This is a genomic window from Actinoplanes sp. SE50/110, assembly GCF_900119315.1.
Classification (GTDB): Bacteria; Actinomycetota; Actinomycetes; order Mycobacteriales; family Micromonosporaceae; genus Actinoplanes.
In genome coordinates this window covers 6,479,747-6,492,662 of sequence record NZ_LT827010.1, presented here as the reverse complement: position 1 = coordinate 6,492,662, position 12,916 = coordinate 6,479,747, and the positions used below count along the sequence as shown (strand labels likewise).

General features: G+C 69.0%; 14 protein-coding genes and 2 pseudogenes. 13 read left to right on the top strand and 3 right to left on the bottom strand.

Features of this window, described 5'->3' with window-relative positions; all coding sequences use genetic code 11:
* The first annotated feature begins 17 nt into the window (after window positions 1–17).
* From ACSP50_RS29310 to ACSP50_RS42485, 8 genes and pseudogenes are all read left to right on the top strand, one after another.
* A pseudogene (locus ACSP50_RS29310) lies at window positions 18–862 on the top strand (IS5 family transposase).
* 49 nt (window positions 863–911) lie between these two features.
* Window positions 912–1,130: a metal-dependent hydrolase gene (locus ACSP50_RS29305; RefSeq protein ID WP_014692910.1), complete on the top strand. Its 219-nt coding sequence runs from the start codon at window positions 912–914 to the stop codon at window positions 1,128–1,130.
* Complete coding sequence (locus tag ACSP50_RS29300) at window positions 1,127–1,405, top strand: hypothetical protein (protein ID WP_014692909.1); 279 nt, start codon at window positions 1,127–1,129, stop codon at window positions 1,403–1,405. The genes ACSP50_RS29305 and ACSP50_RS29300 overlap by 4 nt, the downstream gene beginning before the upstream one ends.
* A 30-nt stretch (window positions 1,406–1,435) precedes the next feature.
* Window positions 1,436–1,669: a hypothetical protein gene (locus ACSP50_RS29295; RefSeq protein WP_014692908.1), complete on the top strand. Its 234-nt coding sequence runs from the start codon at window positions 1,436–1,438 to the stop codon at window positions 1,667–1,669.
* The gene (locus ACSP50_RS29290; protein ID WP_014692907.1) at window positions 1,666–2,043 is read left to right on the top strand and encodes a hypothetical protein; all 378 of its coding nucleotides are present in this window, start codon (window positions 1,666–1,668) and stop codon (window positions 2,041–2,043) included. The genes ACSP50_RS29295 and ACSP50_RS29290 overlap by 4 nt, the downstream gene beginning before the upstream one ends.
* A 270-nt stretch (window positions 2,044–2,313) precedes the next feature.
* A complete protein-coding gene (locus ACSP50_RS29285) occupies window positions 2,314–4,116 on the top strand; it encodes a deaminase (protein WP_014692906.1) in 1,803 nt (600 codons plus the stop codon).
* 14 nt (window positions 4,117–4,130) lie between these two features.
* Window positions 4,131–4,502 (top strand): hypothetical protein, encoded by a 372-nt coding sequence (locus tag ACSP50_RS29280; protein ID WP_014692905.1) that lies wholly within the window; start codon window positions 4,131–4,133, stop codon window positions 4,500–4,502.
* Window positions 4,503–4,797: 295 nt separating this feature from the next.
* Window positions 4,798–5,061 carry a hypothetical protein gene (locus tag ACSP50_RS42485; protein WP_155123663.1) on the top strand — a complete coding sequence of 88 codons (264 nt, stop codon included), beginning with the start codon at window positions 4,798–4,800 and terminating at the stop codon, window positions 5,059–5,061.
* A gap of 901 nt (window positions 5,062–5,962) precedes the next feature.
* Here ACSP50_RS42485 and ACSP50_RS44305 read toward each other — a convergent pair.
* Entirely contained in the window at window positions 5,963–6,130 is a 168-nt protein-coding gene (locus tag ACSP50_RS44305) for a hypothetical protein (RefSeq protein WP_231956744.1), read from the bottom strand.
* Between ACSP50_RS44305 and ACSP50_RS29275 the strand changes: the two genes are divergently transcribed.
* A complete protein-coding gene (locus tag ACSP50_RS29275; protein ID WP_369858110.1) occupies window positions 6,114–8,042 on the top strand; it encodes an MFS transporter in 1,929 nt (642 codons plus the stop codon). The two genes, ACSP50_RS44305 and ACSP50_RS29275, sit on opposite strands and share 17 nt — an antisense overlap.
* A gap of 518 nt (window positions 8,043–8,560) precedes the next feature.
* Here the strand turns inward: ACSP50_RS29275 and ACSP50_RS42480 are convergent.
* Together ACSP50_RS42480 and ACSP50_RS45205 are read right to left on the bottom strand one after the other, a co-directional pair.
* Window positions 8,561–8,869: a hypothetical protein gene (locus tag ACSP50_RS42480; RefSeq protein WP_014692903.1), complete on the bottom strand. Its 309-nt coding sequence runs from the start codon at window positions 8,867–8,869 to the stop codon at window positions 8,561–8,563.
* A gap of 305 nt (window positions 8,870–9,174) precedes the next feature.
* A pseudogene (locus ACSP50_RS45205) lies at window positions 9,175–9,228 on the bottom strand (hypothetical protein); the annotation flags it as partial.
* A gap of 348 nt (window positions 9,229–9,576) precedes the next feature.
* Between ACSP50_RS45205 and ACSP50_RS29265 the strand changes: the two are divergent.
* The 4 genes from ACSP50_RS29265 to ACSP50_RS29250 are packed head-to-tail and all read left to right on the top strand — an operon-like array spanning window position 9,577 to window position 12,875.
* The gene (locus tag ACSP50_RS29265) at window positions 9,577–9,861 is read left to right on the top strand and encodes a hypothetical protein (protein WP_014692902.1); all 285 of its coding nucleotides are present in this window, start codon (window positions 9,577–9,579) and stop codon (window positions 9,859–9,861) included.
* Entirely contained in the window at window positions 9,858–11,285 is a 1,428-nt protein-coding gene (locus ACSP50_RS29260; RefSeq protein ID WP_014692901.1) for a hypothetical protein, read from the top strand. Before ACSP50_RS29265 ends, ACSP50_RS29260 begins: the two co-directional genes overlap by 4 nt.
* A 22-nt stretch (window positions 11,286–11,307) precedes the next feature.
* The gene (locus ACSP50_RS29255) at window positions 11,308–12,351 is read left to right on the top strand and encodes a hypothetical protein (RefSeq protein WP_014692900.1); all 1,044 of its coding nucleotides are present in this window, start codon (window positions 11,308–11,310) and stop codon (window positions 12,349–12,351) included.
* Window positions 12,348–12,875, top strand: coding sequence for a DUF4913 domain-containing protein (locus tag ACSP50_RS29250; RefSeq protein WP_014692899.1), 528 nt, complete (start codon window positions 12,348–12,350; stop codon window positions 12,873–12,875). The genes ACSP50_RS29255 and ACSP50_RS29250 overlap by 4 nt, the downstream gene beginning before the upstream one ends.
* The last annotated feature ends 41 nt before the right edge of the window (window positions 12,876–12,916 follow it).

The following is a 12,916-nucleotide window of genomic DNA, read 5'->3' as shown; positions in this document are numbered from 1 at the left end:
GGATGATGTACGGCGTGATGCGCCGCTATGAGCTGACCGACGCCGAGTGGGAATCGTTGTCACCGCACCTGCCGTCGGTGATCACCGGTGGTCGCCCTCGTGAGGACGACCGCCGGGTCCTCAACGGCATCGTGTGGAAGATTCGTTCCGGCGCACCGTGGCGCGATGTGCCCGCCCGGTACGGCTCCTGGAAGTCGATCTACACCCGTTTCCGCAGGTGGGCACTCAACGGCACGTTCACCAAGATGCTCACCGCCGCCCACGCCGCAGCAGACGCCAACGCCGACATCGACTGGTTGGTCTCGGTCGACTCCACGATCGTGCGGGCCCACCAGCACGCCGCCGGCGCAAAAAGGGGCGCTCGGAAACGGATAAACCGGATCACGCCTTCGGACGATCCCGTGGTGGACTGACCACCAAAATCCACCTGGCCTGCGACGGCGCCGGGCGGGTACTGGCATTCGTACTGTCCGGTGGCAACGTCAACGACTGCACCCGCTTCGAGCAGGTCATGGCGGCCATCCGCGTCGAACGCATCGGACCGGGACGCCCCCGCACACGACCGGATCATGTCATCGCCGACAAGGGGTACAGCAGCCGCGCGATCCGCCGCTACCTGAGCCGCCGCGGCATCGCGCACACCATCCCAGAGCGCTCGGACCAGCAGAAAGGCCGCCGCAACCGTGGGCCTCGCGGCGGCCGTCCACCGACGTTCAACAAGCTGATCTACCGGCACCGCAACGTGGTGGAACGCTGCTCCAACCGACTTAAGCAATGCCGGTCCGTGGCCACTCGCTACGACAAAACCGGCAGCTCGTTCCAGGCCACCGTCACCATCGCCGCACTGCTGCAGTGGCTATGACCCTTTGGCGACACGGCCTAGCGAGTCATGGTGGTGGCTCGGCCTCGCCGTGCTCTGGGGGTGGCTCGCCCACAACCTCGGCGACGCGCTGACCCTCTCCCGGGTGCCGCTGCTGTGGCCGCTCCGGATCCGGGGCTGCCGGTGGACACCGGTCGGCACGCCTCGGTGGATGCGGTTCCGGACCGGCTCCGGGATAGAAACGGTTGTCGTGTGGATGCTCGCCGTAACCGGCGCTGCTTCCCTACTGGCGCTCGGACTCGCGCAATGACCGAAGCTAACGAGCACCCGCCGTGGTGCACCCGGGAGGAAACCCTGCAGTCGCTGACCCGGCACCGCTCCAACGAGGTGCGTGTCGGGACGTGGCGACGGCCCGCGAACGGCGGACAAGTTTCGGCCCGGCTCACCTCCGCCTACGACGGACCACCCGCCATCGCAGTCAACGTGTGGATCGGCGTCGGCGTGACCGCGTCGATCAGTCTGGAGCAGGCCGAAGCATTCCGGGACGGGCTCACCCAACTACTCAACCTCGCTGGCCGCGGGTAGCGACCCGCAATCGCGCAACGGTGATACACCATGCCCACCCAGTACGAACGCGCCGTCATCTCGGCCGGCACTCGCTACGAGGCCGGGGTGATTACTGACGCGCAGGCCGTCCACGAAATCCGGCAAGCGGCCTACACGGCAGGCAGTGATGCCACCGTGGCCACCGCCACCCACACGCCGACGAACTGGCGGGAGCTTGCCGGCCTCAACCAGAGTGCCGTCGATGGGCCGTCTAACGGCGAAACGGTGAGAATGCTGGCATGACAACGCGGAAAACGGTGCCCGTCCCCGAGGACGTCCTGATGCACCTCACCCACGCTCTGGTCACTGATACCGCCCGACTCACCCTCGACGCCTGGTCGCCCGGCGATGTGGTTCGCATGGGTGACCCGTTCGGCAAAGTGCTGTCGTGGTTGTGGGTGACCGACCCCGATCGTGCTGTCGAGCTGTACAACACCACCTTGGACCACGTGCGCCGGCTAGCGCCGGGCGCCACCAAGCAGATCACGTTGGATTTGGCGCTGCAGGGACTCCCGCAAGACCTGCCGCCATCGGATGGCAGCAACGCCCGCCTGATCGAGCGCCTGCGCCAGGACATTCCGCAGCTTGCCTTCGGAGACCCTAACTCAGAAAGCTAACGGTAGACGAAGAAGCGGCCCGCCCCGCACAGGTTCGCCTGGCGGGGCGAACTGCTGTACAGGGCGGGCCGAAGCACCGGGCCGGTTGTGACAACACTGGGACATACCCGCCTGGGGGAGATCAAGAAGTGAAAACTTGCGGGCGGTCACCACCGTGGAGATCAGCTGCGGCTGCCGTGAACAGCATCACCGACATGCGGCCCAGGGAAACCCGGCAACCGCCGCGTACGGCAGGATAGCTCGACACTAATCGATCTACTCGGAGACGCGATGACCGCCGAACAGCCCTACCAACCCATCAACGCGCTGCCGCCGCCACCCACATTCGGCGTGGTCCCACCGGACCCGCTTCACCCCGCAAGCCCGCCCAGACACTCACACCGCCGTTGGTGGATCATCGGCATCGCCGCCGCTGCCGTCCTTCTGATCGCGGTCGGCGCCACCATCTGGTTTCTCCGCGACCGGCCCAAAGCCGACCGGGGCCCCTTCGACCGAGCCGTCGCGAACCTCGCCGCAGCACCCATGCTGCGATACACGACGACTATCGCCGGCGTTACCGCCGACCTCACCGTCACCGGTAACGGCGACAGTTTCGGCGCGATATCCATCGCCGGACAGCACGTAGATCTGCTCACCATCAACAAGCGAAACTATGTGAAATTCACGACCGGCCTACTCGGGACAAAATTCCAAAACCGGTGGGTGACCGGGCCGGCCTCCACAGCAGCACCCCTGTCCGGCACATGGCCAGCACCAGCCGACCTGGCTGACACCCTATTCACCGCCCTCGACCAGGCCGGGCCCTTCCCCAAAGACGGCGGCCCCACCAGCAATATCAACGGCGTGGCCGCCCGAAAAGTAGCCACCCCCAACGTCACGATCTACATCACCGACACGGCACCGTTCCGCGTCCTGCGGCTCGACCCGGCCAGCAGCGGCAAAACCCTGCCCACCATGCCGTCGCTGCCAGCCGTCCCCACCCTGCCGTCCCTACCCGCCTTGCCGGATCTGCCGTCACTACCCGGCCTGCCCGCTCTGCCGACCGGAGTGCTACGCCAGCAACTGCTGCACCACCAGCAGCCGGAACGAGCCCCGCCGCCGGCCGCCGGTAAACCAATCCCCGGGCAGATGGATCTGTTCTCGCTGGACTCGGCCGCCACCGACAAAGCCTTCGGCACTCTTGCCGGCAACACGGCTCAACTGACGGACGCCGTCGACACGAGCGTGCAGTTCAGCGCACAGGGCACCGGCACCATCTCCTGCGGTGTCTCCGGCTGCCGGATCACCACGCAAGTCAGCAACAAACTCGCCACCACCAGCCCCGGGAAAATCGCCGACAGCAGCGTGTCTGCGGTCCTCAACGCCGACATCCGCATTGACGGCCAGCCCGCCGGTAGCTGCGAGGCCGGGCCCATCCCGATGAAACCGAACGGCGCCACGTCGATCTCCTGCACCTCACCAGAAGCCGGCGCAACCTTTGCCGCCATCAAAGCAGAGAAAGAAGCAGCCGCCAAAGCCGCCGGCGGCGGCACCGTCACGGTCAGCTCGACGGCCAGCGCGCAGGTATACGCCACCGCACAGACCGAGGTCGAGGTCACCAAGAAGACCAAAGAGTTGGCCGCCGAACAGCAGCAGGCGCAGGCCTACCAGTGCCCGGTAACCGGGAAGGCATGCACCGGCGACCCGTTCAACGACCTCGCCGCATTCCGTAAGCGCCAGGGCATGCCGGAAGCGGGCACCGACGCAGACAAGGACACCGCGGCCCGGCTCGACGTCGGCGGACAAATCTTCTACGGGCGCAACGGCAAAGGCAAAGTCACCGACATCCCGGTGAACGCCTACACCCGCGACCATGCCGAAGGCGACGTTTTCCAGCAGGCCAAGAACGCGAAAATCACTGCCGACCGGGCGGTCATGTATGTCGATCGGCCGCTGTGCGACGGCTGCGGCGCCTATGGAGGAGTAGGCAGCCTTCTCCGCGGCACCGGCATCAAAGAGGTCGTAGTCGTTGCGCCCAACGGCCGCTTTTTGATCACCGCAGCGCGGCCATCCACCCCGCAGCCGCTGGATTGATAGCGTCGACGCCTATGGCATGGCATTTCGCAGACGAGACCGAGCCGGTGACGGGCATTGACGCAGCTCGCAAACTGCGGGCCTGCGCCGCCGCAGGGAACCTGGAAACCGCGCTGCAGCACGACGACGGCCGACTGCTGGTCATTTCGTCGAACGGCGACCGGGCGCTGGTGATGTCGATGGATGAGCCGGGTGATCCGGGCCAGCATGCCATCGACCCTGGTGCGAGCGGAGAGGTTGGCGGGTACCTGCTGTCCAACGGTCAGGAAGACCGCCGCGACAACCAGGACACGATTGCATTCGACGTGGCTGTTGATCTGGTTCGGGAGATGGTGGATCACGACCGATGGCTTCCGGGCGTGCAGTGGATGAACGACCGCGGATAGCAGAGGTCGGGGTGCGGTGGCCGGTTTCTCGGCCGTCGCCGCACCCCGACACGACAATCAGCGGTCGACGACAGCGCCGTCGATGATGCGGTCCTTGACGAGCCGGACCGGACCGCCGCGCGCTGGGCGCTGGTGCCGCGGGGCAGCCCGACGTGGGCGGCGACTGCGACGCACCTGGACGCTTGTGCCGGCCGGCTACGACGGATCCGGGCAACCGATCGACGGCCGGCCCTGGGTGAAACGCGGCAACGACTGGGTGCTGCCCGAAGAAGGCGCTGGCGGTTAGCCTGCCCTCATGGGGGCAGACGAGGTGACATGGCGCCGGGCCTGGCAGTCGAAGCGCGGCCTGATCCGGCTCGGTGAGCATGCGGACGGCCGGTGGCTGGTGTGGCGCAGCACCGGCAAACACCGCGAGTTCTGGGATGAACGGGCCGCCTGCGAGTACCTGCAAAAGGCCATGAGCCGATCTCGGTGGGAGGAAGTGACCACCGCTGGTACCAGTCATCGGCCGGATGGCGCCGTCGTGTTTTCTAGCGATCGAGTAGCTCAGCCAGACTAGTTGAACTGCCACGCCGACGCGCTTCAGCGGGGTGACGCGGCCGGCATGTATCGAAGTGTCATATGGAGCAGGCTTTGATCGCAGCCTGCCGCTCAGCTGGCCGGCCTTCCTGCCGCGTCGACGCCGCAGCGCATACCTCGGCCGAGGGCACCTGCCGGCTGAGCGTCATGTAGGGCCGCGACAAGCGGCTCGAGGGCGGCAAGTAGCCGCTCCGCCTCGTCAACCCCCAGTTCAGCTGAACCCAGGTAAAGGCGCGGCACAGTGTCGTACTCGGCCTGCGCCAGTTGCAGAAGTAGCGGCCGCTGAGGGCACGGATCTGGCAACTGTGGAACATGCACGGGAGCCGACTCGTGCACCACAACCTCTCCGGGCGACTCGTCGTGGACACGCCGACAGAACGGCGGACAGATCAGCGACACCGGGCACCTCCAGGTCACAACGGCGTAGATCGAGAAAGCAATCCACCGGTGGCCCTGCCCCGGATGGATTGCCTTCACCATGACAGCCGCCTATGCCCGACAGCGCTGCTGAAGCGCTACCTGCGACGGTGCTGGCGCGCCCCTGACCTGGCCCTCCGGCATCACCACGCCCGGCTAGGCGCGAACCGGCCAGTAGTAGCAGGCAAATGCCGGCCATCACCAAAGAGACGACGCCTACCAAGCCGGCGCGTGATACCGCATGTGCCGCTCCCGAGCAGCGCTCCTGTCAACGCCACCGCTCCTACAGCATCCCGGCCATCCAGCGGCAGCAACGAATCGGTGCTTCGGTAGCGGCCCGGTCACGGAGCGCCCCCCACACTGATCGACAACCGCATAACCTGGCGGACCGGGACGAGTTCCCACGAAAGGAAATCGCGCGAGGTGAAACCGTTCAACGACCAGCTCGCGAGTTTCTGGACGGACTACGCGGCGCTGGTGCTGCTCGCCGGCGGTGTGCTCGGCATCGTCCTGCTGATCAGCTTCGCGATCTGGGCGAAACGCTCCGGCCGGCCGCTGCGCCCGCTGGCGCTGTCGTTCAGCATGAACCTGGCGCTGCTGCTCAACGCCGAGGGCATGTGGGTGATCGCCACCGAGCAGCTGCACCTGCCCAAGGTGTTCGCGGTGCTGGTCTTCGCGGTCTTCGAGATCTGCTTCCTGACCGCCACCAGCCTTGCCGCCGAGCAGTACCGCAACACCTCGGTGTACGCGCCGGACGGCAGGATCGAGACGCCCGGGCACCCCGGCCCGATGCTGTGGATCGCGGCGCTGATCGCGGCCGTCTCCGGCATCATCGTGGCCAGCAACGCGGTCACCGGTACCGAGAAGCTGCTGCGGCTCGCCGTGCCCTGCGTGATCTTCCTGATGTGGTGGGCGGCGCTGACCGCGGCCGGGCAGCGGGTCCGGCGTGGACGCTTCGCCTACAGCCCGCGGCGGCTCGCCGAGCGGTGGGGCTGGCTGATCCCGGACGACGACCCGGATCTGGAGCGGATGGCGGCCGAGCGGCAGATGCGTCGGATGGTGGTCAACCATCACCGGGTGAGCTCGGGGCGCTGGCCGAAGGCCTGGTGGCGCAGCCGGCTGCTGAAGGACGCGCGGACCGCCGGGGAGCCGGTCGTCGAGGACGTGGTGGAGCAGCTGGCGCGGATCCAGCGGGTGATGGATCTGCTGGCGCCCGGGTCGGTGCGGATCGGACCGATCGCAGGAGCCGCACCCATGCCGGCGAGCCCCGTCTCCCCGGCCCGGCCCGCGCAGGTCACCCCGCCCCCACCAGCGGCCGAGGACCAGCCAGCACAACCTTCGGTGACTCAGCCGATGGCGCCGGTGAACGCTGCCGCCCCGGCGCTGGCGGCGGGATCGCATCAGCAGCGGCCTACGGCGCCAGTAACGCCGGACGAGATGCTCAAGATGACGACGCCGGAAACCTCAGCCGAAGTGCCGACCGATCGGACATCAGCCTGGGCCGCCATACCGACAACCAGCGTCCATCACGCCGCCACCATCGTCGGCTCCCCCTGGTGGCGGCTCGCCGTCGAACGCCTCGCGTGGATCATCCACCGCGAGATCACACCAGACGACCTGCCGCGCATGACCTACTCCCGGCTGGCTGAACAGATCACCTCGACCACCCTACGTGTCCCCGAACTGGGCAGAGGCGTGGTCGAGGCGTTCGTCAACGACTACATCCGCGCGATGAACGGCGAACCCGGCAAGGCCACCTACCCGTGGCGCGACCTGCTGCCGCAGCCGGTCACCACGCCGGTCGGCTCCGAACTATGGAAGCAACAGATCGGGGACCTGCGCGTCGCGCTGATCAATGAGCTAGACGGCAGCGACGAGACCGACCCGCGCGAACTGGCGATGACGCTCGCGCCAACCGTCCCGCGGCTCGACGACGCAACGCTCTACGCGTTCGTCAACGACTACGTCTGCGCGCTCGGTGGTCACCCGGTCAGCGGGGACCCGGCGTGGCAGCACCTACTACCTCACCAGAAGCAGTCGCAACGAGCGAGCCCGCGCATTCCCTTACCTCATCGCGGTGCAGAGGGCGCCGGTGCCGGCGCTCAGCGACAGGCGGTCATTGCGCCAGAGGGGCACGGCCAGCGACGGGCCGCTCGCCGGCAGGACGTCGTCCGGGAGAAAGCCTCGATCGCTGCCGCCACCCCCCGGCCCGCGGCGGTCACGCATCGTGTTCCGCAGCCGCGGCCGGCTGGCGATCCCCAAGAGCAGAAGCTGGCAAGTTCGCCCCGTGAGCTACGGGAGCAATTGGCTGACATGATGGCGTCTGGGCAGATGGAGACGTGCACGGAAAAGTGGAAGCGCGAAACCGCCCGGCAGCTGTACCGCGATATCACCGCCGCTGGCGAGCGGATCACCGGGACTGACCTCGCGGCGTTGTTCGGCCGCGACCCGCGGTGGGGTCAGCGGCGCAAGGAAGATGTGGACCGGGGGCGCCGCACTCAGGATGTAGCTCGCGCCCGAAATCGGTCGGCAACCAAGGAGTAGCGGCGAGGGGCAATTCGACTCGGGTCGTATCCACCCGCCGTCTCCTGACCGAGCTTTTCCCTCAGTTCCTTCTTCTGCAGGCCGAGCGCCGAAAGTGTCGCTTACACCGAGGACCCTGCGACAGCGACAGTTGACGCCGCCGCCTGACAACCGGCGGTGCCGAAACGCATGCGGACACAGGCTCCGGGGCCGACGTCGACATCGGAGGCGCCGCCATCGAACCTTCCCGCAGCGCAACTGTGCCGCCAGACCGCTAAGCGGTGCATCCCGTGTCCTGCGAATACGACACTTTTTCCGATCGAAGCGACACTCGGGTAGCAGCGTCTGAAGCGACACCCTGACGGCTGGCGTGCTTCCCGTCTAAAGCCCGGTTTGGTACAACGCGGCCGCTACTGGTAGCGGCGTTGTCGCGGCTGTGCCGCTACCAGTAGCAGCCGAAGCAGCCCGCCAGGTTGATGATGCTGGCCGCGGCTGCGATGCGCCCGACAAAGGGCGAGGAAGGAACACATCGGCGTCTTTCACCGCTTGTCCTTTCGGGTCGGTCGCTGGTCGGCGGGGTCTCGGTCCGTCAGTAACACGAGATGGTCGAGGTCGCCCGCGATCGTCGTCATCGCAGTGGCATCCAGGTCGGTGAAGAACTGGTGCTCCAAGGCGTAGTTGATGTCGTCGATGATCCGAGCGATTGCCGCCCGGTCGGGCGCAGCAGGGTAGGAGCGCAGGTAGCGCTCCAGCTTCGGCCGCAGGTGGTCAGCCCAGGTCCGCGCGATGCTGGTTTTGCGGGTGCGATGCCGTCTTGCTTCGCGGGGAGTAGGTCGCCGCCAACGCACAGCGCGAGCATCCGTCGAGCGTCTGCGGTGATCGCGTGCCGCCGCGCCGCCGCGCCGCGCGGGAAAAATGCGCGTACGGCCGGCCGGGTTCCGATGTAAACGATCGTCAGCAAGACGGCCAGCATGCCGAGGACGATCAGCAAGAACCACGCCAGGCCGCGTCCGGGCGTAATCGTGGTGAAGAGCCGCGAGGTGTCGAGGCTGTAAAGGTGAGGGCTCATCGTGATCACGGGCTCCGAAGGGGGCGCAGGGTCGGCGGCGTCGAGTGTGACCGCGCAGGTCGATGGTCAACGGTTGGGTGGCGCTCATACGAGCTGGCATTGAGGGAAGTGGCGGTAAAGGGTGGCGCGGCTGACGCCGAACGCGTCGGCGACCTCGTCGACGTTAGCTGTTCATCAACAAGTCAGGCGTCATGCCCAGTAGTAGCGTCCGGTCTCCCGCCGAGAGCAAGATGTAGAACGGGTAACCGGACCGAGCGCGGTCCACAGGGCGTCCTGCGGCGCGGTCGCCTAGGCCGGCGCGGTGAGCTCCAGTCGCGGCAGCATCAACGGGTGCCCGCCACTGTGGGCGGTGTGGATGACGACACGACCGGGAAAGTGCGTGGCCGGGACCGGCGGCACCTGTATCCGGGTAGGCCGGGACGGCTGGCGCCGCGGTTTACCGCAGCGGAGCTGGCCGATCTCACCGAGGCGGCAGCAGCGGCGGGGATGACCCCGACGGGCTTCCTGGCCGAGGCCGGGCTGGCATTCGCCCGCCAGGCACGCCCGGCCCGGCTGGATCCACTGCGCGAGCAGCTGCGGCAGCTGCAAGTAGACCTGCTGCAAGCGCGGACTGCAGTAGCCGGGATCGGCGAGAACCTCGAACGGGCGGTCACCGCAGCCGATCGCACTGGTGTCGTCCCGCCCTGGTTGGTGGACGCGGTCGCCGTCTGCCGGCGGCGCCTCGACGCGCTCGACGCGGTGGTGGAGCGGGTCGACGGGCGTCTGCCGTGATTACGAAGATCGCGGCGCAGGGGCAGCGGGTCGGGGGGCTGCTGCGCTACCTGTACGGCCCGGGCCGGTGCGAGGAGCACGTCAATCCGCACCTAGTAGCGGTGTGGGATCCCAGCCGGTCACCGGGCGACCTGGAACCCGTGGCCGGTGTCGGAGGTCGACCGGACGTCAGCATGCTGGCCCGGCTGCTGGAGCAGCCGGTACGGGCGGGGCGGAACCCGCCGCGGCAGCCGGTGTGGCACTGCTCGATCCGTAACCACGGCTCGGACCGGGTGCTGTCGGACGCCGAGTGGGGCCAGATCGCCCGGGAGATGGTCGCCGGTGTCGGCCTGGCAGCAGCCGACGGCCGGCCCGGAGTCCGCTGGCTCGCGGTGCGTCACGCCGCCGATCACATCCACGTGGTGGCGACCCTGGTCCGGCAGGACGGGGAGACGGTGTGGCCGGGCAACGAACGTTGGCGCTGCCAGGCCACCGCACGCCGGTTGGAGCGACGCTACGGGCTGTACCAGGTGGCTCCGGCGGACTGGACGGCGCACCGGCGCCCGCACACCCCTGAGGTGCACAAGGCGATCCGGGCCGGGCGCAGTAGCACCGCGCGGGACGAGCTGCGCCGCCGCGTGCGGGCCGTGGCGGCGACCGCTACTTCGGAATCGGAGTTCGTGGCGCTGCTGCGCGAGTCCGGGCTGCTGGTGCGGCTGCGGGCCAGCACCGTCGATCCGGCTCAGATCACCGGATACGCGGTAGCGCTGCCCGGCCGGGGCGGCGGCAGCCCGCCGGTGTACTTCGGCGGCGGGAAGCTTGCCGCCGACCTGACGCTGCCCCGGCTCCGGGTCCGCTGGGGCATGCCCACGCCGGATGCCGGGCCGCCGCGGCCGCCGGTGGACCGGGCTGCTCGAGTGGCGGCGCTGCATCAGGCGGCGGCCGCGGCGCAGCAGGCTACGCAGGTCGTCCGGGATGGGCTGGGTGCCGGGCAAGCGGCGACGCAGGCGACGGTGGCGGCCGCTGCGGACCTGCTCACCGTGCTAGCGCAGGCCAGCGAAGGTGACCGGCCCGGTCCGCTGCACCGTGCCGCCGAGCATTTTGACCGCGCCGCGCGCCTTCGCTGCGGCCGGACGGTTCCCGCCGACGGCCGGTCGCAGGACCTGCGGGCACTGTCCCGGCTGATCGCCCTGATGGGCCAGATCTCCGGCAACCCGGACCGGTCCGCAGCGCTGGCCCTGACTCTGAAACTGGCGCTACTGGCCGACGCGGTCGAACAACTCCGCGGCGCGCAGCACCGGCTGCACCAGGCGCGGGACGCGCGCACTGCCGCCCGGGCGCTACGGGCTCTCGCCCCTGCCGGGGCCGGCCGGGTAGCGGCACCGGCAACGGTGCGCCTTACACCGATGCGGACAGTCAACGATGGCTGGCGGACACCCGGCTGAGGATCAGAGAGGAGGTGAGCCCATGACGGATCTGACGCAGCAAGTACACGAGGATCCGTTCGCGGAAGGCCGGCAGAGCATGCTGCAGGCGATGAGTGCGCTGGTGACGGTCTTCGAGGCGGCGGCCCGCTACGCGGCGGTCGGCGTCCAGGACCGTGCTGCCGAGGCTGAGCGGCAGGCCCAGCGTGAGGACCAGGCCGCGCGGATGCAGCAGCAAGCCAACCGGCTGCGGGCAGCAGAACAGCGCGAGACGGACCGCTACGCCCGGCAGATCGCTGAGGCCAACCGGCCGCTGCGCGAGCGCGGCACGTTGTTCGAAGCGGCCGAGGCGTGGCGGTGGGGGACCGTGCACGGGGACACCCCGGTCGGCCGGCAGACCGCCGCGGACGCGCTGCACCGGCTGCGGCACCTGGCGCCGGACCTCGTCGACGGATACGAGCGCCGATGCCGGGCCGGCGTCGCTCCGCACGAGGCGATGGCGGACGCGGCCGTCGACTGGTGGGAGCAGCAGCATGCCGCCGAGCCGCAGCCGGGCCGCCCGTCCCGTCGCCAGCTGACCCACGTTCCGGACGCTGTCGACGAGTTCGACCAGGCGGTCCGGGCGCAGGTCGCCGTGCTGGCCCGCGACGTCGACCCGGCCGCGGTAGCGGCGTTTCAGGCGGATTTGCGGCGGCAGAACATGGTCGCCGCTGACGGGCTCGACCTGCTGCTGCAGTTCACCGTCGAGCAGGCGAAGACCATGCCCGCCGATACCGAGCTCCTCGTGGGACGGGCGATCGAAAGGGCCTATCGTGCCGACGGCCGGACCGCTGCCGGTGCGCTGGACCGGCCAGCAACGGCCGCCGACGAGCACACCGAAGGGCAGGTGGCCGCGAAAGTGCTCGACGCCGACGCGGATCAGGTCGCCGCGAGCATCGGCCGCCACCACAACGCCAGCGGATCCCCGCGAGCGGTCAGCGCGCAAGCGTTCCCGCCGCTGCGGCTGGCCGCCCCGGGCGCCCAGCTGCGGCCGACGCCCGCCGGCGGGCCGGGACGAGCCCCTCACCGGACAGGACCACGCCGATGACCACCACGAACCGGGCCCACCCCGCCACCCTGTTTGACCCGGTGACCCCCGAGGAGCCGATCAGGCTGCCCAGCGAACCGGCTGGCCCGGCGCGCGATATGGAACCGGCGCCGGCCGCCTCGGCCGCCGCGGCGGCTGTGCCAGCCGGGGAGGAGGGCGCGGAGCCGCTGTACTCCACGGTCGAGGAGTGGGTGAACACGTACCTGCTGCCGACCTTCCCCCGCCCGGTGGGCGCGGTCGGGATGACCCGCTGGTACTGGTGCCGGCAGTGGTGGCGCCACGAAGAGGCCGTCACCAGGCTGACCGCGCTCTGGTACGCGTGGGAAAGCGCCCGGCTGGAGGTGACCGGCATGGTCGGGTGGCTTCCGTTGCTGGATCACAACCTGCCGCTGCTGTGCGGCGAGGACGGCCCGTTCCGCGGCTGCACCGTGGGCAAGACCGCCGACACCGCCCGGCACGAACTACCAGCGATCGCCGCCACCGAGACGGCTCCCGACGGCTGGTGGAACTGGTGGGATAACTGACCCTCATGGCCTGATGGCGCTGTCCGCACGCGCGGACAGCG

What these genes read in the sequence shown, in the direction of transcription:
- ACSP50_RS29265 (WP_014692902.1), top strand. Translation starts at nt 9,577, where the DNA reads ATGACCCCGACGGGCTTCCTGGCCGAGGCCGGGCTGGCATTCGCCCGC.
- ACSP50_RS29285 (WP_014692906.1), top strand. Translation starts at nt 2,314, where the DNA reads ATGACCGCCGAACAGCCCTACCAACCCATCAACGCGCTGCCGCCGCCA.
- ACSP50_RS29300 (WP_014692909.1), top strand. Translation starts at nt 1,127, where the DNA reads ATGACCGAAGCTAACGAGCACCCGCCGTGGTGCACCCGGGAGGAAACC.
- ACSP50_RS29275 (WP_369858110.1), top strand. Translation starts at nt 6,114, where the DNA reads ATGTGGGTGATCGCCACCGAGCAGCTGCACCTGCCCAAGGTGTTCGCG.
- ACSP50_RS29255 (WP_014692900.1), top strand. Translation starts at nt 11,308, where the DNA reads ATGACGGATCTGACGCAGCAAGTACACGAGGATCCGTTCGCGGAAGGC.
- ACSP50_RS29250 (WP_014692899.1), top strand. Translation starts at nt 12,348, where the DNA reads ATGACCACCACGAACCGGGCCCACCCCGCCACCCTGTTTGACCCGGTG.
- ACSP50_RS29295 (WP_014692908.1), top strand. Translation starts at nt 1,436, where the DNA reads ATGCCCACCCAGTACGAACGCGCCGTCATCTCGGCCGGCACTCGCTAC.
- ACSP50_RS29290 (WP_014692907.1), top strand. Translation starts at nt 1,666, where the DNA reads ATGACAACGCGGAAAACGGTGCCCGTCCCCGAGGACGTCCTGATGCAC.
- ACSP50_RS42485 (WP_155123663.1), top strand. Translation starts at nt 4,798, where the DNA reads ATGGGGGCAGACGAGGTGACATGGCGCCGGGCCTGGCAGTCGAAGCGC.
- ACSP50_RS29280 (WP_014692905.1), top strand. Translation starts at nt 4,131, where the DNA reads ATGGCATGGCATTTCGCAGACGAGACCGAGCCGGTGACGGGCATTGAC.